The following is a 20,264-nucleotide window of genomic DNA, read 5'->3' as shown; positions in this document are numbered from 1 at the left end:
GGCAAGGAGGGTGAGTGAGGCAAGGAGGGGCGGGTCTTCGCCAGTGATGTCGAGGTGCTGCACCACCGAGACATCGCCGAGCTGACCGTTGCCGAACGTGATCACCTGCGGCAGTTGATGACTACCCTCCGGCTGGATCCGCCACGCCGGCGGGCGCTGCGGTCCAAGCCGTCCCGGCGGGGCCGGCTGGACGCCAGCCGTACGGTCCGGGCGATGCTCGCCACCGGCGGCGAACCGGCTCGGCTCCGGCACGTACGGCGGGGTGACCGGCCGCGCCGGGTGGTGCTGTTGATCGACGTCTCAGGTTCGATGAGTCCGTACGCGGACGCTCTGCTGCGGTTCGCGCACGCGGTGGCCCGACGCAGTCCGGGCAGCACCGAGGTCTTCACCGTCGGCACTCGGCTGACCCGAGTGAGCCGGCAGTTGCGGTTGCGTGACCCGGAGGCGGCGCTGGCCGCCGCCGGCCGGGCCGTACCGGACTTCCACGGCGGCACCCGGCTCGGCGAAAAACCCTGCGTGCGTTCCTGGACCGCTGGGGTCAACGCGGGATCGCCCGCCAGTCAGTCGTCGTACTCTTCTCGGACGTGTGGGAGCGGGGAGACACCGACCTGCTGGCCGAGCAGATGGCCCGGCTGCGCCGACTGGCCCGTGCGGTGTTCTGGGTGAACCCACACGCCGGCCGGCAGGGTTACGCTCCGGTGCAGTCGGGAATTGCGGCGGCGCTGCCGCATGTTGACCTGTTGTTAGCGGGTCACAGTTTGGCTACTTTGCGGCGGCTGTGGTCACATGTCCTGAATTCGGCCGCCCCAGCCGGGTCCGTCCGGACGGAGGTTCCGCATGCGTGATGTCCTGGACGAGCTCTATCGACGCTGGCAGGCGGGCGAGTCGGTGGGGTTGGGAACGGTGGTGTCCACCTTCCGCTCGGCGCCCCGCCCGGCCGGCGCTGCCATGCTGGTCGGGACCGATGGCACCGCCAGCGGCAGCGTCTCCGGCGGCTGCGTCGAGGGAGCCGTTTACGAGTTGGCGAACGAGGTGCTTGGCGACGGGGAGCCGGTGCTCCAGCGGTATGGCGTCAGCGACGACGATGCCTTCGCGGTGGGTCTGACCTGCGGTGGCATCCTTGACGTATATGTGGAAAAGATCGATTCCGGCACCTTCCCCGAGTTGTCGCGGGTGGTGGAGTCCGTCCGTACCGAAGAGCCGGTGGCCGTCGCGACCGTCGTGCGCCACCCGAATCCGCGGTGGCTCGGCCGCCGGTTGGTCGTCGTCTGGCCCGACCGGGTCGCCGGCGGCCTCGGCTCCGAGCGGGCCGACGCGGCGGTCCTGGACGACGCTCGCGGCATGCTCAACTCCGGCCGTACCGGCTCGCTGCAATACGGCCCGGACGGCCAGCGGCGCGGTGAGGGCATGTCGGTCTTCGTGAACTCTTTCGAGCCACCGCCCCGAATGTTGGTTTTCGGCGCGATCGACTTCGCTTCCGCGATGGCGAAACTGGGCTCGTTCCTGGGATATCGCGTCACGGTCTGCGACGCGCGGCCGATTTTCGCTACCAACACCCGCTTCCCGGACGCCGACGAGGTGGTCGTCGACTGGCCACACCGCTACCTGAAGGCCGAGGCCGACGCCGGTCGAGTGGACAACCGCACGGTGGTCGCGGTGCTCACCCACGACCCGAAGTTCGACGTACCGGTGCTGGAAGTGGCCCTGCGGCTGGAGCTGGCGTACGTCGGCGCGATGGGATCCCGTCGCACTCACGACGACCGGCTCAAACGCCTCCGCGAAGCCGGGTTGACCGAAACGGAACTGGACCGGCTGGCCTCCCCGATCGGACTGGACCTCGGCGCTCGTACGCCGGAGGAAACCGCTGTCTCGATCGCCGCCGAAATGATCGCCCTGCAGTGGGGTGGCCAAGGTCTGCGCCTCGCCGAAGTCAGCGGCCCCATCCACAGCTGACGGCGGCAGTTCCGGCCGCTGGGCCGGTGCGGGACTCGATAGCGCGAAAAGTGGGTGGGGCGCGAAAAACTGTCGTACCCCTCCGGCAGATTTGCCCCCACCCAGTGACGGGTGGGGGGCGGGTTCGAGGACCGACGTTCAACTAAAAATTAAGGTCCACCTCTCGACCCACCCCCCGCCCGTTCAAAGGGAGGGGGAAAGAAAAACAGACACCTACGACAATTTCGCGCACCACTCGGCGTGTCGCGGGTGAGGTGAGTGGGCCGGTTGGTCACGAGCCCCGGGACTCCGGGTGGGGTGACCTGTCCGATCGGCGCGGTTCTGTTCCGCAGGCAAGGGACAATCGGCGGAATGTCTCCGCACCTGCGGAAACGCGGCTCCCGGCCGGGTGATCGGCACTTGTCTGAGCAGTCCGGGCGGGGCAGGCTTCGGGGTGAGCCGGATCACCCTGAGGGTGACTCGGCCGGCCGTGTCCGAACCGCCGCGGCAGCGGCGGCGAGTCCAGCACTGGAGGCCGGAATGCGCATCACCGTCACAGTGGACGGCACCAGCTACACCGACGATGTCGAGCCGCGCACGCTGCTGGTGCACTACCTGCGCGAGCAGGTGGGCAAGACCGGCACCGTGATCGGCTGCGACACCAGCAACTGTGGAGCCTGCACCGTGCATCTGAACGGCCAGAGCGTGAAGTCGTGCTCGGTGCTCGCGGTCCAGGCCGACGCCGCTGACATCACCACCATCGAGGGCCTCGCCAAAGATGGCCAGCTGCACCCGGTCCAGCAGGCATTTCACACACACCACGCGCTGCAGTGCGGCTACTGCACCCCGGGCATGATCATGCAGTCGATCGACCTGCTGACGGAGAACCCGGATCCGTCGGAGGAAGCCGTCAGGCACGGCCTGGAGGGAAACCTCTGCCGTTGTACGGGCTATCAAAACATCGTTCGAGCCGTGCAGGACGCGGCCGGCAAGGTCCGTGCCGCGCAGACGCCGGCCGAGCAGCCCGCGGGGAGCCAGTCATGACTTCCGTCGCCGAGCCCGAAGTCGGAAAAGCCCGTACTCGCAAGGAAGACGCCCGACTGATCACCGGCCGGACCCGCTGGACGGACAATCTCGTGCTGGCCGGCATGCAGCACATTTCGATGGTCCGCAGCCCGTACGCGAGCGCCCGCATCACCGGCGCCCATGTCGAGGCCGCTCGGGCGATGCCGGGTGTCAGCGCTGTCTACACCGGTGCTGACCTGGACGCAGAACAGTCCGGCCTGCCTTGTGGCTGGCCAATAAACGCCGATGACACGCCACCGCGGCACGTGTTCGCGGTCGACACGGTACGGTTCGCCGGCGAGATCGTCGCCGTCGTGGTGGCCCGTACGGCGGTGGCCGCTCGCGACGCGGCCGATGCGGTGGAGATCGACTACGAACCGTTGACGCCGGTCCTGGACCTGGAATCCGCGCTGTCTGAGGGATCCCCGCTCGTACACGCCGAAATGGGCAGCAACAAGTGGGCCTTCTTCCCGTTCGACGCGGCTGCGGCCGGCAGCGGTGGCGACGCCACCGTGGCGATCGCGGCCGCCGAAGCCGATCCTGACCAGATCGTGGTGAAACGCCGTTTCCGCCAGCAGCGGTTGATTCCGGCTTTCATGGAGCCGCGTTCTGTGGTCGTCGACCCGACCAGCGAACAGCTGACCGTGTGGTCGTCGACCCAGGTCCCACACATTCTCAAAACCATGATGTCGGTGACTTTGGGCCTGTCGGAAAGCAAACTGCGGGTCATCGCGCCGGACGTGGGCGGCGGTTTTGGCGGCAAGCTGCAGGTCACGCCGGAGGAAGTCCTGTCCGTGCTGGTGTCCCGCCGGCTCGGCCGGCCGGTGAAATGGACCGAGACCAGGTCCGAGTCGCTGGTTTCCGCGCACCACGGCCGGGATCAGATCCAGGACATCACCATCGCGGCGAAGCGGGATGGCACGATCACCGCGCTAAGGGCCGAGTTGATCGCTGACATGGGCGCGTATTTCGGCCTGTTCACCCCTGCCGTGCCGGTCTTCGGCTGCTTTATTTTCCCAGCCATCTACAAGATCCCGGCTTATTTGTTCACATGTACGGACGTGATGACCAACAAGACGCCGACAGACGCGTACAGAGGTGCTGGCCGCCCGGAGGCCACTTTCGCGATCGAGCGGATCGTCGACGAGCTCGCGGTGGAACTCGGCCGGGAACCGCTGGAACTGCGCGAACAGAACTGGATCAAGAACACCGAATTCCCGTATACGAACGCCGGCGGCCTGACGTACGACTCGGGAAACTACGAGGCGGCGACCGAAAAGGCGAAGGAGATCTTCGACTACGACGGGTTGCGTGCCGAGCAGCGGCGCCGCCGGGAAGCGAAAGACCCGGTGCAGTTGGGTATCGGGATTTCCACGTTCACCGAAATGTGCGGGCTCGCGCCGTCCCGGCTGTTGGGCGCTCTGGGCGCCGGTGCCGGTGGTTGGGAGCACGCGAGCGTACGAATGTTGGCCACTGGCAAGGTGGAGGTGGTCACTGGTTCGTCGCCACACGGCCAAGGCCACGAGACGGCATGGAGTCAGATCGCCGCGGACCAGTTGGGCGTTCCGTTCGAGGACATCGAAGTGTTGCATGGCGACACGCAGTCCTCCCCCAAGGGCCTCGACACGTACGGTTCCCGGTCATTGCCGGTCGGCGGCATCGCTTTGGTCAAGGCGTGCGAAAAAGTCGTCGCCAAGGCCAAACGAGTGGCCGCGCACCTGCTGGAGGCGTCCGAGGACGACGTCGAATTCGACGCCGGCAGGTTCAGCTTCGCGGCACCGACGCCGGGGTGCAGATCCAGGAAGTCGCGTTCGCCACCTTCCTGTCGCACAATTTCCCGGAGGGTATGGAACCGTCGCTGGACTCCGATGCCACCTTCGATCCGGAGAACTTCTCTTTTCCACATGGCACCCATTTCTGTGCCACCGAGGTCGACACCGAAACCGGCAGGGTCCGCATTCGCAAGTACGTTTGTGTGGACGACGTGGGCAAAGTGGTCAATCCGCTGATCGTAGAGGGACAGGTGCACGGCGGTCTCGCGCAGGGCATCGCGCAGGCGCTCTACGAAGGTGCCACGTACGACGAAAACGGCACGCTCACCACCGGCACGTTCGCCGACTATCTGCTGCCGTCGGCCGCCGACCTCCCGCATTTTGATACTGACCGTACGGAAACCCCGGCGACCACGAATCCGTTAGGTGTCAAGGGAGTGGGCGAGGCAGGCACCATCGCATCCACCCCGGCGGTGGTCAACTCCGTATTGGACGCGACCCGCCACCTGGGTGTCTCCGATATCGAGATGCCGTTGACACCGATGCGAGTGTGGGCAGCTGTCCATAGTGGACAGTCAGCGGCCGGTGGCGGCCTCGGGTCGATCGACGCGAGTGGAGGTGCCCGGTGATCCCGGCGGCATTCGAGTACGTCGCACCGTCCACTGTGGACGAAGCGGTGCAGGCCCTGGTGGCGGCCGGTGAGGACGCGAAGGTGCTCGGTGGCGGGCAGAGCCTGCTGCCGGTGCTACGGATGCGCCTCGCCGCACCGGAAATGGTGGTGGACCTCGGAAAGATCGAGGAGCTGCGCGGGTATTCGGGAGGATGGCGACGCGCTGGTGGTTGGTGCGATGACCACCCATTACGAGGTCGACCGCAGCCCACTGATCGCCGAGCACGCTCGGTTGATTGGGGCGGCTACCGCCACCGTCGCTGACCCGCAGGTCCGCCACCGCGGCACTTTCGGTGGTGCGCTGGCGCACGCGGACCCGGCCGGTGACCTGCTCGCACCCGCGCTCGCGGTGGAGGCCGAAATGGTCATCGCCGGCCCGGACGGGCGCCGGACGGTGCCAGCCGCCGAGTTCTTCGTCGACTACTTCACCACCGCGCTCGCCGCCGACGAGATCCTGGTGGAGATCCGGCTGCCGAAGCTGACCGGTTGGGGGGCGCACTACGAGAAATTCAACCGGGTGGCGCAGGCCTGGTCGATCGTGGCGGTCGGTGCTGCCGTACGAGTAGAGGGCGACACCATCGCGCAGGCCCGCGTGGGGCTCACCAACATGGCGTCCACTCCCGTACGAGCAACTGCCGTGGAGAACGCGTTGGTTGGCCAGCCGGCGACCGTGGAATCCATCCGCGCGGCCGCCGAACACGCCGCTGAGGGCACCTCGCCCGGCACCGACAGCAATGCGGACGCCGACTACCGCCAGCACCTCGCGAGAGTGCTGACCGGGCGTGCGTTGGTGGCCGCTGCCGGAGGCTAGTTCCGCGAGACAGTTAGGGTTGGTCGCGGAGCACATCCGACAAGGAGTCTGCGGCCCGCGGTGCCGCGGGGAGGTTGCACAGTGGAGCTGGAACACGAATTCTCCGTACCGGCGCCCATAGACGTGGTGTGGAAAGCGCTGACCGACCCGGAGAAGGTGGCGCCCTGCATGCCCGGCGCCACCCTCACCGAGGTCGACGGCAAGTCGTTCGCCGGCAACGTCAAGGTCAAGCTGGGTCCGATTTCGCTGCTCTACAAGGGCACCGGCGAGTTTGTGGAGATCGACGACGCGGCTCACAAGGCAGTCATCAAGGCGTCCGGCAAGGACAGCAAGGGAAACGGTACGGCCGCCGCCACCATCACCGTCACCCTGACCGAGGACGGTAAAGCCACCAAGGCCACGTCGACCACCGATCTGAACGTGACCGGCCGCCCGGCGCAGTTCGGTCGCGGGCTGATCAAGGACGTCAGTGACCGGCTGCTCGGGCAGTTCGCGGACGCGCTCGCGAAGCGGCTCGGCGACGAGCCGGCCGCCCCACCGCCGGCTGCCTCTGCGACCAAGCCAGCCGAGACCGCCGAGCCAACCGCAGTCGCCGGTCCGGCCGAGACCGCTGAGTCCGTACCGGCCGTGGCGCCGCGTCGGGACTTCGCGGACGAGCCCATGGTCGAGCCGATCGATCTGCTCGGCACCGCCGGCGGACCGTTGATGCAGCGGCTGGTGCCGATCGTGGCGGTGGCCGGGGTGGCCCTGCTGATTTTCGTCGTCGTACGTCGGCGCCGGAAACGCCGCGTCTAGCAGATTCGGTTTCGAGAGTCGTGAGGCATGTGCGGCGCGAAACTGTCGTAGGTGTCTGTTTTTCTTTCCCCCTCCCTTTGAACGGGCGGGGGGTGGGTCGAGAGGTAGACCTTAATTTTTAGTTGAACATCGGTCCTCAAACCCACCCCCCACCCGTCACTGGGTGGGGGTGATTTTTCGGATGGGGTACGACAGTTTCGCGCCGCACCTGGTGTTCGCGGGGACCGCGATCAGGCGCGTTTTTGGTCCGTACGGGAAAGCAACCGGCGGTCCCAGCGGGAGGCCAGCAGGCTGTACGCGACGCCGACGACCGCGTAGCCGAGGGCGACGCCGACCAGCACGGCGTAGGACTTTCCGGTGTCCGGCAGGGTCATCGCGCCGATCAGCAGGCCGGCCACCATCGCGACGTTGAAGAGCGTGTCGTATGCGCTGAAGACCCGGCCGCGAAAGTCGTCCTCGCATTCGACCTGCACCGACGTGTCCGTGACGATTTTGATGCCCTGGCCGGCGAGGCCGACCAGCAAGCCGCCGACGACCATGCCGGCAGGGTGAAAGGGCAGGCCGCCGGCGAGTTCGGCGGCTGCGGCGGCGACCAGCAACAGGGTGACCCAGCTCCGGGAAGCGATCTTGCGGGTCGCCCATGGGGTGACGACGGCGGCGATGAACGAGCCGGTCGCGATGGCGACGCCGACGTAAGCGACGCCGGTGAGGCCGCTGTGGAAGTAGTTGCGGCACAGCAGCAACGTAAGGATCGTCAGTACGCCGAAAAGCACCCGGTGGCCAGTGATCGCCAGCAGCAGATAGCCGGTGCTCCGCCGCTGGCCGACGTGCCGGATGCCGGCGGCCATCCCGCGTACGACGGACGACACGGTTTCCCGGCGAGCTCGTTCGTGTGCGTCGGGACCGAGTTGGTCCGATGTGAAGCCGGTCGCGAGCAGGGCCGCGATGAGGCAGCCGAGCAGCGCCGAAGCGGCCACCACCGCGTAGCCGTGATCGCCCCGCTCGGTGAAGTGTTTCAGGGCGATGCCGAGGCCGCCGCCGAGCGCGAAGAAAAGTGTGCCACCGGTGCTGGACACCGAGTTCGCGGTGACCAGTCGGTCCGGGTCGGTGACGTGCGGTACCGCGGCGGACAGGGCGGACAGCATGAACCGGTTGACGCTGAGAATCACCACCAGCGCGAACAGGAAAAAAACGGGATGCCCTGATCGCCGAACCACACACGCCGGCGACCACCGGCATCATGAGCGTACGCAGCAGGCTCGCCACCACCAGGATGTTCCGCCGCCGGAAACGGTCGATGAGGACGCCGGCGAACGGACCCACGAGCGAGTAAGGCAGCAGCAGAATCGCGAACCCGAGGGCTACTTTCAGTGCGTCCGCCTGTCGATCCGGGTTGAACAGCACCGACCCGGCGAGACTGGCCTGGAAAACCCCGTCCGCGACCTGGGTGGCGAACCGGACGGCTAGCAACCGCTGGAAGTCACCGCGAGCGAGGATCGCCCGCAAGTCGGTGACTGCCGTGGTTGCCATCCAGTCAGCCTAGGCGAGCGGCGCACTCCGCCGATTCGCCCGCGAGAGCGATCCGCGACGACATCTCAGGTATCACTGAAAACTGTCCGAGAGTCCACCACCGGGCGGGTGATTTCTGGCAGCATCGCCGACCGTGGGAGAAACGGCGGTTTCGACAGGCTGGCGGACGTCGATGGTGGCCAGCGGCTTGGTGCTGCGACGCGGTCGTACGCCCGAGCAGGACCGGCTCCTGCTGGTACGGCAGAGCCGGGCCAGCGGCGAGCGGTGGGAGTGCCCCGGCGGCGGTCAGGAGCCTGGCGAGCTGCTGGAGCAGACGGTGGTCCGGGAGGTGGACGAGGAGGCCGGGATCCAGACCGTCGCCGGTCCGCTGGTCTGCAGTTACCTGCTGGTCAGGCCGTCGGTACGGCGAAACAGCGTCGGCGCGTTCTTCGTCGCCGAGCCGGTCGACGACGGTGTCGACCCGCTGACCCGAGTGCCGGATGAGATCACCGAGGCCGCATACCTGGACCCAGCCGACGTGCCGGCGGAGCAGCTCGGCCCGGTCACGTCGGTCGTCATCGCCCGCTGGTGGCCGCACCGGCGTGGCCAGCCGCCGGAGCCGTTCCACGTGGCGGTCCAGCGGATCGACTCCGGCTACCGCCGGCTGGTTTAGCGCTCCACCTCGCCGCGGATGAACTGCTCGACCGCGTCCCGTGCCTGCGAGTCGGAATACTGCTCCGGTGGCGATTTCATGAAATAGCTGGCCGCCGAGAGCAGCGGGCCGCCGACCCCGCGATCCTTCGCGATCTTGGCGGCCCGAATGGCGTCGATGATGATGCCGGCCGAGTTCGGTGAATCCCAAACTTCCAGCTTGTATTCCAGATTCAACGGGACGTCCCCGAAAGCGCGGCCTTCCAGGCGTACATATGCCCATTTACGGTCGTCCAGCCACTGCACGTAGTCAGACGGTCCGATGTGGACGTTGCCGGCGCCGAGGTCGTGGGGGACAACTGCGAGGTGACCGACTGAGTTTTGGAGACCTTCTTGGATTCCAGCCGCTCCCGCTCCAACATGTTCATGAAGTCCATGTTGCCGCCGACGTTGAGCTGCATCGTACGATCCAGCACCACCCCGCGGTCCTCGAACAGTTTCGCCAGCACCCGATGGGTGATGGTGGCACACCGACCTGGGACTTGATGTCGTCACCGATGATCGGTACGCCGGCCTCGGTGAACTTCGCCGCCCACACGGGGTCCGACGCGATGAAAACCGGGAGGGCGTTGACAAACGCGACGCCCGCGTCGATCGCGCACTGGGCGTAGAAGCGGTCGGCCTGCTCGGATCCCACCGGGAGATAGGAAACCAGGACGTCCGCGCCGCATTCACGCAGTCTCCCGACCACGTCGACCGGATCGCCATCGGCTTCGGTGATTGTCTGCTGGTAGTACTTTCCCAGCCCGTCCATGGTTGGCCCGCGCTGCACGGTGACACCGGTCGGTGGCACGTCCGCGAGTTTGATGGTGTTGTTCTCGCTGGCGAGGATCGCGTCCGCGAGATCATGGCCGACTTTCTTCGCGTCCACGTCGAAAGCGGCGACGAACTCCACGTCATTAACGTGGTAGTCGCCGAACACCACGTGCATCAGCCCGGGCACCCGGCCACCGGGGTCCGCGTCCCGGTAATACTGCACGCCCTGCACCAGCGAGGAGGCGCAGTTTCCCACGCCGACAATGGCGACCCGTACCGATCCCATGTTTGGAGCCCTCCTGTTATTCGTTGTCAGTCTTGGTGATCCGCGGCGGCCGGCCGGCCCGCTCGGTGGCGATCAGTTCCTCCAGCCAGCGCACCTCCCGGTCCACCGACTCCAGGCCGTGCCGCTGGAGCTCGAGGGTGTACGCGTCGATCCGGTCCACCGTCCGGGCCAGCGCGTCCCGGAGGGTGTCCCGGCGCTCCTCGACGCGGCGCCGGCGGCCCTCCAGGATGCGCAGCCTGGTCGCCGCGTCCGTTCGGGAGAAGAACGCGAAGTGCACTCCGAATGCCGCGTCGTCGTACGTCTCCGGGCCAACCGCGGCCAGTAGGCCGGCGAACCGTGCCTTGCCGTCCGCGGTAAGCGTGTAGACCACCCGACCGCGGCGACCGGTCAGCGGTGGCGGCTCGTCGGCCGGATCAGGCTGGCGCTCGGAGATCCAGCCGGCGCACTGCATCCGGCGCAGGCTCGGGTAAAGCGATCCGTACGAAATGGCGGCCCGGAACGGACCGAGCAGCACCGAGAGCTGTTTACGAAGTTCGTACCCGTGCATGGGACTTCGGTGCAGCACCCCGAGGATGGCCAGTTCCAGCACGGCAACCCCCCTCGGACGCGCGATATATCGAGACGATACATCGAAACGAGACCCACCGGAACGCTGTGAATCCACTGTGGGTTGACCCGGTCCGTACGCGTGCAAGCTCCCCCAGGCCGTTATGGGCGCTGAGAATTTGATCACCGGACGAACGGGGTGGTCCCGGCGTAGTCTCGCCCCCGTGAGGACCCGACGACTGGTTGTTGACTACGCACTTCAGCGCCGTGCGCTGTTGCGCGAGGTCTACTCCGGCCGGGTCGGCACCAGCGAAGTCTGTGATGCGTCGCCCTATCTGGTAAGTGCCGCTAAGTATCACGGTGAGATGTCTGATGTTCATTGTCCGGTTTGTCGCCGCGAAAACCTTTGGCATGTTAACTATATTTACGGTGACGAACTACGCAGTTCGGCTGGTCAGGCCCGTGCTTCCGCGGAGCTGGCGACACTCGCGACGATCCACGATGCGTTCGACGTGTACGTTGTTGAGGTCTGCCGGGGCTGTTTTTGGAATCATCTCGTGGTGAAGTTCACCCTCGGCCATGATGGCCTCGGTACGTCGGACGAAGAGTCCACCCGCGCAACGGTGCGCCGCGCAGGCAGGGACGGCTAGAGCCTCCCTCCATCGGCCCACCGAGCGGGCGTCGGTTTCCCGCCCGGTGACATGCCGGCGGTTTGGAGATTGGAGCCGTCCTGTCGCATCGTGGGGCCATGGACTCTCCGAAGCCCATTCGCGGATCAGCCAGTGTCGGTTCCGGTCCGGGCGGCCCAGCCGACCCCACCCGCAGCCGACGCGAGTCGACCTACGGCTCGGCATCGGTGCCGCCACGCGGCACCGACAGCAGCCAACCGGGCCGCGCCTCGGTGCGTGGGCTCGTCGAGCGTCGGCTCCAGCGGCGGAACTCCGCGAATCAACTCATCCAGCGGCAATCCCCCGCCACGGCCAGCCGCGGGGCGCTCCAGCGGCAGCGCCCGGGTCGGCTCGGCCAGCGTCGGTGGTGGCGGCACGTACGGCCGACCGCCGGCCGGGCTACCGCCCCGGTCCGGTGACTCCTCGCGGGGCACCGTCTACGGCAGCGGCCCTGCCGGCCCGGGGGGCAGCGGCCCAGGTGGACCGGGCCGTCCTGGCGGACCCGGTGGACCCGGTGGGCCTCGCAAGCCGGGTGGCAACGGCAATGACCCTGGTCGCGGCGGCAAGAAGAAGAAGGACCCGCGCAAGCGCAAGCGGCGGCGCCGGATCGCGCTGATCGCCAGCTTCGTGGTGCTCCTGCTGCTCTTCGGCGGTGTCGGCGCCGGGCTTTGCGGCGGTCCAGGTGCCGCTGCCGAACCAGATCCCGAACAAGCAGGTCTCGACGATCTACTACGACGACGGCAAGACGGTCCTGGCCAGGATTGGCGCCCAGAATCGTACGGACGTCGACATCAGCCAGATCTCTAAGCCGATGCAGTTCGCGATGGTGTCGGCCGAGGACCGGACTTTCTACGAGAACAGCGGCATCTCCCCGACCGGCATCCTGCGCGCGCTGTGGTCCACCTTGACCGGCGGCGACGTGCAGGGTGGTTCAACGATCACCCAGCAGTACGTGAAGAACACCTATCTGACCAACGAGCAGACGGTCACCCGCAAGCTCAAGGAAATCGTGTTGGCCACCAAGGCCGACCAGAAGTACTCCAAAGACCAGATCATGGGGTTCTACCTGAACACGATCTTCTTTGGCCGCGGCTCGTACGGCATTCAGACCGCGTCGCAGGCGTTCTTCGGGATCAATGCCAGCCAGCTGTCGTACGCCCAGGGCGCGCTGCTCGCCGGCCTGGTCAAGCAGCCCGACGGCGGGTACGACCCCGGGCTGCACCCGGACGCGGCGCGCAAGCGTTGGGATTACGTGATGGACGGCCTGGTCACTCTCGGCAAGATCAGCAAGTCCGAGCGCGACTCGACTGCCTATCCGACGACGCTGCCCCGCAAGAACGGCTACGGCGTGTCATCGGGTCTGGACGGCTGGAAGGGCATCATCGTCCAGCGGATCGCCGCCGAGCTCGCTCAGCACGGCATCAACGAACAGCAGTTGGAGACCGGCGGTCTGCAGATCGTCAGCACCATCTCGCTACAGGCTCAGAACGCCATGGTCGGCTCGCGGACGACGGTGTTTTCCGACCAGCCCAAGGTGCTCGGCGCCGCGGCTGTGTCGGTCCAGCCCGGCACCGGGCAGGTCAAGGCTTATTACGGCGGCGAGGGTGGCTTCGGCGGGTTCGACGCCGCTGTCCACTCCCACCCACCAGGCTCCTCGTTCAAGGCGTACGCGCTAGCTGAGGCGATCAGCCAGGGGATCAGCATCAAGTCGGTGTGGAACGGCTCGGACAACCAGACCTTCCCAACGAGCCCAAGCCGGTGAAGAACTCCGACGGCGAGTCCTGCGGCAACTGCACGCTGATCGAGGCGACGAAGATGTCGCTGAACACGACGTTCTACGCCGTCACCAAGAAGGTCGGGGCTTCCAAGGTCCTGGACCGGGCGGCCGCGTCGGGGATCCGCACTATCAACGACAAGCCGATCGCCGACCTGACAGACCCGGCTATCCGGGACGTCGCCCTCGGACAGCTCAGCATTTCGGTCCTTGACCAGGCTGACGGTTTCGCCACCTTCGCCGCCAAGGGCGTGCACGCCGACGCGTATTTCGTGCAGACCGTCAAGCAGAGCAGCGGTGGCATGGTCTACCAGGGCACGCCCAAGACCACCCAGGCATTCAGCGCGGACGTGGCGGCCGATGCCACCTTCGCCATGCAGACGGTGGTCGCGTCGGCGCCGCATGGCCCGCTTGACGACGGGCGGATCGCCGCCGGCAAGACCGGCACGGCCCAGTACAAACACACCGACCAGAACGCGCACGCCTGGATGTGCGGGTTCACGCCGCAACTGGCCACCGCCGTGTGGGTGGGCCGTGCTGGGAATGACGGGCCCATTGTCAACAGCGCGGGCAACATCGTCTATGGCTCCGGCCTGCCGTATCTGGTCTGGCAGGGGACCATGAACGGCGCCCTGAAGGGCCAGGACGTCGAGGCGTTGCCGGACCCGAAGTACATCGGCGACGACAGCATGGGCAACGGCCATCTGGCGCCGCCCACCCCGACGGCCAACCCGAGCCTGAATCCGTCCGGGTCGCCGTCGCCGAACCCTGGTGGCCCGGGCGGTGGGATCCCGTCGGTGGGCCCGACAGGACGGCCCAGCCACGGAGTGCCAGGATTTCCAGGTGGCACGGATCAGTGAGTTCTCAGAACCCCCGCCCACCCGGCGGGGGTTCTTTCGTACGAGCGGGGGATCTTCGGCGTGAGTGAGGCCAGCGAGGCGGCAGCGATACCGGCAGCGACGACACGACAGCGGCACCACGGTGGTCGCTCCATCGCGTACCGACCGGTTCGTGGCCGGCATGTCGGGCCTGCTCGGCGGCCCGCTCGGCCAGCATGCCGGCGAGTCCGGCCGGCCGCGGTTCTGGACCCCGATGCGGGTGGTGCTGGCGATCACGCTGGCCGTGCTGGCGCTTGCCTGGCTGCAGAAGGAGCCCTGCGCGGACGGCCGGTGGACGAACAACAACCAGTACGTCCGCGGCTGCTACACCGACGTGTTGGCGCTCTACGGCTCGGAAGGGCTCGACAAGCACCGCATCCCATACGTACAGAAGCGGACCGACGACCCGAACGACACCCTGCAGTATGTGGAGTATCCGGTGCTGACGGGTGCCATGATGCTGCTGGCCGCGTTGCCGGTGTGGCTGGTGACCGCCCTGATCCCCAGCACCCAGGGCTCCCAGTTCACCATGTTCTACCAGGTCAACGCCCTGTTGTTAGCAATTTTCGCGGTGCTGGCAGTGTGGGCGGTCGTACGTACGGATGCGCAGCCGACGTCCGTTCGACGCGGCGATGCTCGCGGCCGCGCCGGCGATGGTGGTCACCGCCTTCGTGAACTGGGACATGCTCGTGGTCGCACTGTGCACGCTGGGGCTCTACGCCTGGGCGCGAAGAAACCCGGCCTGGGCTGGGGTCCTGCTCGGGCTGGCGGCGGCGGCCAAGTTCTACCCGCTGTTCATCCTCGGCCCGCTTTTTCTGCTCTGCCTACGACATCGCAAGATCAGGCCGTTCCTGACCACCGCGGGCTGCGCGGTGCTGGCCTGGCTGGCGGTCAACCTGCCGGTGATCTTCGCGGCCGGGGTGCCGGCCTGGAGCCAGTTCTACCGGTTCTCCGAGCAGCGGGCCGTCGACTGGGGCACCTTCTGGTATGTCGGCGCCAACCTGACCGGCGACAACACCGGCCCGCTGGCCGGCATCGCGAACAACGTCGGCACCCTCAACACCATCAGCGGGCTCGTCTTCGTGCTGTGGTGCGGGGGGCATCCATCGCGGTGCTGATTTTCGCCGCGCCAACGCCACCTCGGCTCAGTCAGCTGGCGTTCCTGGTGGTGGCCGGCTTCCTGCTCACCGGCAAGGTCTGGTCGCAGCAGTATGTGTTGTGGCTGATCCCGCTGCTGGTGCTGGCCCGTCCGAAATGGGGCGCCTTCCTGGTCTGGCAGGCCAGCGAGCTGTGCTATTTCGTGGCTTTTTACCAGACGCTGATCCGGGCTTCGGGCGGCAAGACCGAGCTACCCGAGTCGCTGTTCCTGCTGGCTTCGATGGCCCGCTGGGCCAGCGTGGTGATGCTGTGCGGGTTCGTCGTACTGGAAGTGCTGGAGCCGTGGCGGGACGTGGTCCGGTCCGAGCGCGACCCGGACCCGGACGGCGGGGTGCTCAACGACGTGGTCGAGTCGTACGAAGAGCAGGATGACGGGTTGGCGATCACCAGAACGGCCTAGGGCGTGTCTCCTCATCCCAGGCGGCGAGGGCCGAGCCCAAGCGTCGTCCTGCGAGCACCGGACGATCACACCCATACAACAAAGGTATGAGCGCGACCGCCCGGCACTCGCAGGACGACGCTTGGATCTCGACCCTCATCCACCTGGAATGAGGAGACACGCCCTAGCACCACAGGCTCGGTCAGAGCGTGTAGATGATGGCGGTGCCGGCGTACGTCCGCTTGATGCCGAGCCCGTCGATCGGCTTGCCGGACGCCTGCTGCCATGGGGTCCCATACGTGCTGTCCGGCACGAGCACGACCGTACGAATGCCGGCCTTGCGGAGGTAGTCGACGCTGCCGGCGTCGGGGAAGGACTTTGCGGAGTTGCGGATCTCGTCGGTCGACGGCGGACTGAAGGACGCAGCGCCATTGACCATCCGCTGGAAGCCGGCGGTGTTCCACCACATGGCCCTGCTGTCCCACCAGGAGTCGCTGGGCAGCATCAGCATCGGCCCGGCGGCGGCCTGCAGTTGGGCTGGCGGCGGCTCCGGAGCCGGGTGGTCGAGAGGGTGTTGACGCCTTCGATCGCCACCAGCAGCGCCGGCACCACCAGCGCGGCCGCACGCCAGCGGGCGCCGAGCCCCGACCGGTCCGCCCAGCGGGCCTCGAGATCGTTCTGGACCTGGGTGAGGAAGCCAGCCGCGAGCAGCCCGAGCAGCAGCATCACCCAGAGGATCAGCCGGCCCGGGGTGCGCATGCCGTCCCAGCCCGGCAGCACCAGCAGCGGCAGGTAAGTCACCGCGCCACCGAAGAAGTTCGTGCCCAGGCAGAGCAGAGTGCCGACCGCGAGACCGATGCCCAGCCAGATCCGCTGCCGGCCGCGCCAGGCGCTGTAGCTCAGCCCGGCAAAGGCGAGGACAAGTACGACAAGCCCCGGGAAGAGCGCCATCTCAGCCGGCGCCACGAAGGTCTTATAGACCGAGCTGGTGGCGTTGCCCCAGAGCCACGAAGTGGTCGGCGCGGTGAAGAAGCCCACCGGCGACGGGGAGAAGAGCTGAAGTTCGGCGACGTTCGTACGGCCGACGGGAAGGCGGTGGTCACCGCCAGATACGGCCGGGCCATCACGACCACCACGGCGGCGAACAGCAGGCCGCCCCCGAGCGTGCACCACAGCAGTGGTCGGCCCAGCGCCGGTCGGGCGCGGCCGGCCAACAACCAGCGGGCCGCCGCGACCAGGCAGCAGAGCAGCAGCAGCAGGTAGACGAAGGGCAAGCCGATCGCGTACCCGATGGTGACCTGCCAACAGGCCACCAGCCAACCGGCGATGATCCAGCCCGGCCGGACCCGCTCGGGCTGGTAGCCGCGGCTGAACGAATAGCCGAAGCCACGCGCCAGCAGCGCCAGCGCCAGCACGATCCCGCCGCTGGAGAGCACGTTCAGGTGGCCGGCGTGGGCCAGCCGCCAGGGTGCGTACGCGAAAGCCAACCCGGCCACCAGCGCGCCCGGCACCCGGGAACCTAGCTGCCGGGCCAGCGCGTACGCGCTCACCGAGGCGAGGGCCGCGACCCACCAGAACAGCAGGTTGTAGCGAACCAGCGCGGCGGCTGGGCCGGACCCGATCAGCCCGAACGGCGCATACCCGAGCATCGAGTCGGAATAGGCCAACGTCATGTGCTCGGGGAAGAAGTTACTGGCATCCCAGAGCCCTGCCGGGTTGGTCAGCAACGCGTGCCCGCCCCAGGCCACCACATACGACTGGGCCAGCGGGTCGCCCAGGTCGGCCGGCACGGTGCTGGCCGGATGCAACAGCGTCGGCCAGGTCAGCACAGCGCTGACCAACAGAGCGCCCAGGCATACCAGGAACAGCTCGCGGCCCAGCCTGCCCAGGCCCAGCCTGCCCAGGCTCATCCGCTGATGAGATGGTCGCGCAAATATGCGATATCGGCGGCTTGGCCGTCCACCCCGCCGGGCGTCTCACAGATCACCGGAGCACCGGCGGCCCGTACGACAGCGGCGATCGCCTGCGCTGAGATGGTGCCGGCGGCGAAGTTCTCGTGCCGGTCCCGGCCGGAGTCGAACGCGTCCTTGGAGTTGTTGGCGTGCACCAGGTCGATCCGGCCAGTGATCGCCTTCACCCGGTCCACCACACCGTCCAGGTCCTCGCCGCCAGCGTGCGCGTGGCAAGTGTCCAGGCAGAAGCCCGGCTCATATTCTCCGATCGCGTCCCACAGCATCGCCAACCGGTCGAACCGCCGGGCGATCGCGTTGTCGCCGCCAGCGGTGTTCTCGATCAGGATCGGCAACCCGAAGCCGCCAGTCTCGGCCGCCTTGGCGAACGCCTTCCGCCAGTTCTCGACCCCGACCGCCGGATCGGTGTCCTTGGTGACATGCCCGCCATGCACGATCAATCCGGCCGCGCCCAGCTCCGCGGCCGCCTTCGCGTGGTCGGCGACCAGGCCGCGGGACGGAATCCGGATCCGGTTGTTCGTACTGGCCAGATTGATCATGTACGGAGCATGCACATACACCGCGATGTCGGTGGACCGCAGCGCGTCCGCGTCCGCGCGCGGGATCGGCTTCTGCCACCCCTGCGGATCAGACAGGAAGAACTGCACCGCGTCGGCCTTCCGGGCAGCCGCCTCAGCCAGCGGATCCTCCGGCCCCACATGTGCCCCAATAGGTGGAAGTCCCATGCGGAGGAGCCTAGAGGGGTGGTCTGACAGATCTGGGCCTTGGTGGGGTTGGGCTTTGGTGAGTACGAGCGACTGGGGGGCTTTGGCGAGTGAGCGGCCGTTTGGTTGCGGCTTGGGTTTGGGGGCTTGGGCTGCGGGGGGGTGGTTTTTTGGTGATGGATGTTGTCGGGGTTGAGGGCGGTGTGTGCTGGGGGGGCCCTGGTTCGGTGTTTGCCGCGGTCGTGAGCGCCTTGGTTAAGGGTGTTTGCTGCGGAGGTGAGTGCCTTGGTTAAGGGTGTTTTCTGTGTGGGTGCGGCGTCTCGTCTACCAGGCACGGGAAACCCCACCCCGACACCAAAGGGCGGTGTCGGGGTGGGGTTTCCCCGTGCTTACTGCCGATCCGCCCGATGTTTCTGGCGCCTTCGGCGCGGGCGCCGTCGACTACGGCTACGAGAGCCGGTCCTCAGACCCTGCAAAACCCGCAGGGTCTGAGGACCGGCGCCCCTGCCGGAGGGGCGACAACATCGGCCTGGCGGCCGATGGCGCCGAACGGGGCTGGGTCCGTCGAAGTGGGCCAACTTGATGGTGAAGGTGGTGGTTTGCGCACGGGGTGGGACGGGTTGGGTTCCGTCTAAGTTGGCCAACTTTCGTGTGAAAGGACGGTCCGGCGCGGGGTGGGGTGCGCGGGGGCTCGGTCCTGTCTAAGGGGGGCGTCACGCGTGGGGTGAAGTCTGGCTATCGGACGGAAATGCGGGTATGCGCGGGGGGTTTTGGGTTGGGGGTGGCCTGAAAGTGTCGTTGTGGAGGGAATAAACGTATATAAATGCGCGGAAAAGGGCGGCGAGGTGGAGGTGGTTGGGGTGAGGGGCGCGCGGAGGGGGGCGGGGACCCGCTACCATCCGGTACGGTCAGTCGTTGGACTGGATGGCGAGCTTCGGTGGGAATGGGAGAATACGGCGTGTCGATGACAAAGAAGTCGTCTCGGATGTCGCGTCGCGTGGTTGCCGCGGCGGCCCTCGGCCTGATCGGCGGCGGGACCCTTCTGCTGGGTGGCACTCCGGCGCAGGCTGCGGACAACCCGACCGCGACCGTGAGCGGCGGCTGCCTGACCATCCTGGCGTGCAACATGAAGTTCAGCTCCGCCCAGTTCACCGTCCCGTCCGGTGGCCAGCTGGTGGTCAAGAACTCGATGAACGGCCTGCTGAACGGCCCGGTCACGGTGTCGGTTGGCGACCAGCGCAAGACAATCGGCTCCGGCGGCACCGCCACCTTCAGCTTCAGCCAGTCGGTCGACCAGCAGTCGTATTCGATGAGCGCCGCCAGCGCACTGATCAACAGCGGCGCGGCGTCGCAGGTGATGGTCGCTCCGATGGTGAAGCAGCCGACCCAGCCGAGCACGCCGCCCGCGTCGTCGCGCCGCCGGCCAGTGGTGGTTCGACTCCAGGCACCGGCAGCACCGGCTCTTCGACTGGCGGTGGCGTCCAGGCGCCTTCGCTGCCCCATGGTGGCGCCCCGCAGGGCCAGCCGCCGGCACTGCTGCCGCCCGGCCTCACCGGTCTGCCGACCAACCCGGCTGCCCGCCCGCTGCAGCAGCCCGCGCTGCCCAACGGTGCCGATGGCAACAGCACCCCGTCCGGAAACGTCGCTGGAGCGGGTTCGACCCCCAACGACCCGACCGCGACCGGTCGCTCCACCAGCGACACTCCTGGCCCGCTGACCCTGCTGGTGCTCGTCGCCGGAGTCGTGGTGGCCGGCGTCGGCTCCGCGGTGATCCGGACCATGATGGGCGCCCGCGGCCGGATGCGCGCTCTCACTCACTAGTCCGGAACACCTCTAGCCGACCGGTTAAACACCCTGCTAGAGCCACTGTTACGATCGTC

At 67.4% G+C, this 20,264-nt stretch carries 19 protein-coding genes and 4 pseudogenes; 14 read left to right on the top strand and 9 right to left on the bottom strand.

Annotated elements, in window-relative coordinates:
* Window positions 1-30 precede the first annotated feature (30 nt).
* The 6 genes and pseudogenes from GNX96_RS10240 to GNX96_RS10215 form a co-directional block, all read left to right on the top strand.
* Window positions 31-845, top strand: a pseudogene (locus GNX96_RS10240) (vWA domain-containing protein); the annotation flags it as partial.
* Complete coding sequence (locus GNX96_RS10235) at window positions 838-1,953, top strand: XdhC family protein (protein ID WP_163567889.1); 1,116 nt, start codon at window positions 838-840, stop codon at window positions 1,951-1,953. The pseudogene GNX96_RS10240 and the gene GNX96_RS10235, both read left to right, overlap by 8 nt.
* A 519-nt stretch (window positions 1,954-2,472) precedes the next feature.
* A complete protein-coding gene (locus GNX96_RS10230) occupies window positions 2,473-2,976 on the top strand; it encodes a (2Fe-2S)-binding protein (protein WP_163567888.1) in 504 nt (167 codons plus the stop codon).
* Window positions 2,973-5,398, top strand: a pseudogene (locus tag GNX96_RS10225) (xanthine dehydrogenase family protein molybdopterin-binding subunit). Before GNX96_RS10230 ends, GNX96_RS10225 begins: the two are co-directional and overlap by 4 nt.
* Window positions 5,395-6,250: pseudogene (locus tag GNX96_RS10220) on the top strand (FAD binding domain-containing protein). Before GNX96_RS10225 ends, GNX96_RS10220 begins: the two co-directional pseudogenes overlap by 4 nt.
* Window positions 6,251-6,331: 81 nt before the next feature.
* Window positions 6,332-7,045, top strand: a complete 714-nt coding sequence (locus tag GNX96_RS10215; protein WP_163567887.1) for an SRPBCC family protein — start codon at window positions 6,332-6,334, stop codon at window positions 7,043-7,045.
* A gap of 230 nt (window positions 7,046-7,275) precedes the next feature.
* Here the strand turns inward: GNX96_RS10215 and GNX96_RS10210 are convergent, their stop codons facing one another.
* A complete protein-coding gene (locus GNX96_RS10210) occupies window positions 7,276-8,214 on the bottom strand; it encodes an MFS transporter (RefSeq protein ID WP_279579926.1) in 939 nt (312 codons plus the stop codon).
* Between GNX96_RS10210 and GNX96_RS50525 the strand changes: the two genes are divergently transcribed.
* Together GNX96_RS50525 and GNX96_RS10205 are read left to right on the top strand one after the other, a co-directional pair.
* Window positions 8,189-8,512 (top strand): hypothetical protein, encoded by a 324-nt coding sequence (locus GNX96_RS50525; RefSeq protein ID WP_279579925.1) that lies wholly within the window; start codon window positions 8,189-8,191, stop codon window positions 8,510-8,512. The genes GNX96_RS10210 and GNX96_RS50525 overlap by 26 nt on opposite strands.
* Before the next feature lie 235 nt (window positions 8,513-8,747).
* The gene (locus GNX96_RS10205; protein WP_163567885.1) at window positions 8,748-9,227 is read left to right on the top strand and encodes an NUDIX hydrolase; all 480 of its coding nucleotides are present in this window, start codon (window positions 8,748-8,750) and stop codon (window positions 9,225-9,227) included.
* Here GNX96_RS10205 and GNX96_RS10200 read toward each other — a convergent pair.
* A pseudogene (locus GNX96_RS10200) lies at window positions 9,224-10,307 on the bottom strand (inositol-3-phosphate synthase). The gene GNX96_RS10205 and the pseudogene GNX96_RS10200 sit on opposite strands and share 4 nt — an antisense overlap.
* Before the next feature lie 16 nt (window positions 10,308-10,323).
* Window positions 10,324-10,896, bottom strand: coding sequence for a PadR family transcriptional regulator (locus GNX96_RS10195; RefSeq protein WP_163567884.1), 573 nt, complete (start codon window positions 10,894-10,896; stop codon window positions 10,324-10,326).
* 121 nt (window positions 10,897-11,017) lie between these two features.
* Here GNX96_RS10195 and GNX96_RS10190 point away from each other — a divergent pair, with 121 nt between their 5' ends.
* A complete protein-coding gene (locus GNX96_RS10190; RefSeq protein ID WP_279579924.1) occupies window positions 11,018-11,503 on the top strand; it encodes a DUF5318 family protein in 486 nt (161 codons plus the stop codon).
* Window positions 11,504-11,628: 125 nt separating this feature from the next.
* Here GNX96_RS10190 and GNX96_RS10185 read toward each other — a convergent pair whose 3' ends face one another.
* Window positions 11,629-11,955, bottom strand: a complete 327-nt coding sequence (locus GNX96_RS10185; protein ID WP_163567882.1) for a hypothetical protein — start codon at window positions 11,953-11,955, stop codon at window positions 11,629-11,631.
* Between the two features lie 248 nt (window positions 11,956-12,203).
* Here GNX96_RS10185 and GNX96_RS10180 point away from each other — a divergent pair, with 248 nt between their 5' ends.
* Together GNX96_RS10180 and GNX96_RS10175 are read left to right on the top strand one after the other, a co-directional pair.
* Complete coding sequence (locus GNX96_RS10180) at window positions 12,204-13,283, top strand: transglycosylase domain-containing protein (RefSeq protein WP_163567881.1); 1,080 nt, start codon at window positions 12,204-12,206, stop codon at window positions 13,281-13,283.
* A complete protein-coding gene (locus GNX96_RS10175; protein ID WP_163567880.1) occupies window positions 13,280-14,155 on the top strand; it encodes a penicillin-binding transpeptidase domain-containing protein in 876 nt (291 codons plus the stop codon). The genes GNX96_RS10180 and GNX96_RS10175 overlap by 4 nt, the downstream gene beginning before the upstream one ends.
* A 4-nt stretch (window positions 14,156-14,159) precedes the next feature.
* Here the strand turns inward: GNX96_RS10175 and GNX96_RS50520 are convergent, their stop codons facing one another.
* Window positions 14,160-14,546 carry a hypothetical protein gene (locus GNX96_RS50520; RefSeq protein WP_279579923.1) on the bottom strand — a complete coding sequence of 129 codons (387 nt, stop codon included), beginning with the start codon at window positions 14,544-14,546 and terminating at the stop codon, window positions 14,160-14,162.
* 229 nt (window positions 14,547-14,775) lie between these two features.
* On the opposite strand from GNX96_RS50520, the gene GNX96_RS50515 reads away from it, so the two are divergent.
* Window positions 14,776-15,291 carry a glycosyltransferase 87 family protein gene (locus GNX96_RS50515; RefSeq protein ID WP_279579922.1) on the top strand — a complete coding sequence of 172 codons (516 nt, stop codon included), beginning with the start codon at window positions 14,776-14,778 and terminating at the stop codon, window positions 15,289-15,291.
* Window positions 15,285-15,731, top strand: a complete 447-nt coding sequence (locus GNX96_RS50510; RefSeq protein ID WP_279579921.1) for a hypothetical protein — start codon at window positions 15,285-15,287, stop codon at window positions 15,729-15,731. Before GNX96_RS50515 ends, GNX96_RS50510 begins: the two co-directional genes overlap by 7 nt.
* Window positions 15,732-15,912: 181 nt before the next feature.
* Here GNX96_RS50510 and GNX96_RS10165 read toward each other — a convergent pair whose 3' ends face one another.
* Genes GNX96_RS10165 through GNX96_RS10150 form a run of 4 tightly spaced genes read right to left on the bottom strand, consistent with a single transcriptional unit; the run spans window position 15,913 to window position 18,405 of the window.
* Window positions 15,913-16,215 (bottom strand): hypothetical protein, encoded by a 303-nt coding sequence (locus tag GNX96_RS10165; RefSeq protein WP_163567879.1) that lies wholly within the window; start codon window positions 16,213-16,215, stop codon window positions 15,913-15,915.
* Window positions 16,215-16,661, bottom strand: coding sequence for a hypothetical protein (locus GNX96_RS10160; RefSeq protein ID WP_163567878.1), 447 nt, complete (start codon window positions 16,659-16,661; stop codon window positions 16,215-16,217). The genes GNX96_RS10165 and GNX96_RS10160 overlap by 1 nt, the downstream gene beginning before the upstream one ends.
* Complete coding sequence (locus GNX96_RS10155) at window positions 16,610-17,620, bottom strand: hypothetical protein (protein WP_163567877.1); 1,011 nt, start codon at window positions 17,618-17,620, stop codon at window positions 16,610-16,612. The genes GNX96_RS10160 and GNX96_RS10155 overlap by 52 nt, the downstream gene beginning before the upstream one ends.
* Window positions 17,617-18,405: a deoxyribonuclease IV gene (locus tag GNX96_RS10150; RefSeq protein ID WP_163567876.1), complete on the bottom strand. Its 789-nt coding sequence runs from the start codon at window positions 18,403-18,405 to the stop codon at window positions 17,617-17,619. The genes GNX96_RS10155 and GNX96_RS10150 overlap by 4 nt, the downstream gene beginning before the upstream one ends.
* A 964-nt stretch (window positions 18,406-19,369) precedes the next feature.
* On the opposite strand from GNX96_RS10150, the gene GNX96_RS10145 reads away from it, so the two are divergent.
* On the top strand, window positions 19,370-20,101 hold the full coding sequence (locus tag GNX96_RS10145) for a hypothetical protein (protein ID WP_163567875.1): 732 nt from the start codon (window positions 19,370-19,372) through the stop codon (window positions 20,099-20,101).
* Window positions 20,102-20,264 lie beyond the last annotated feature (163 nt).

This window comes from Fodinicola feengrottensis (assembly GCF_010993775.1).
GTDB lineage: Bacteria > Actinomycetota > Actinomycetes > Mycobacteriales > HKI-0501 > Fodinicola > Fodinicola feengrottensis.
This window is presented reverse-complemented; position numbering and strand designations above follow the sequence as displayed.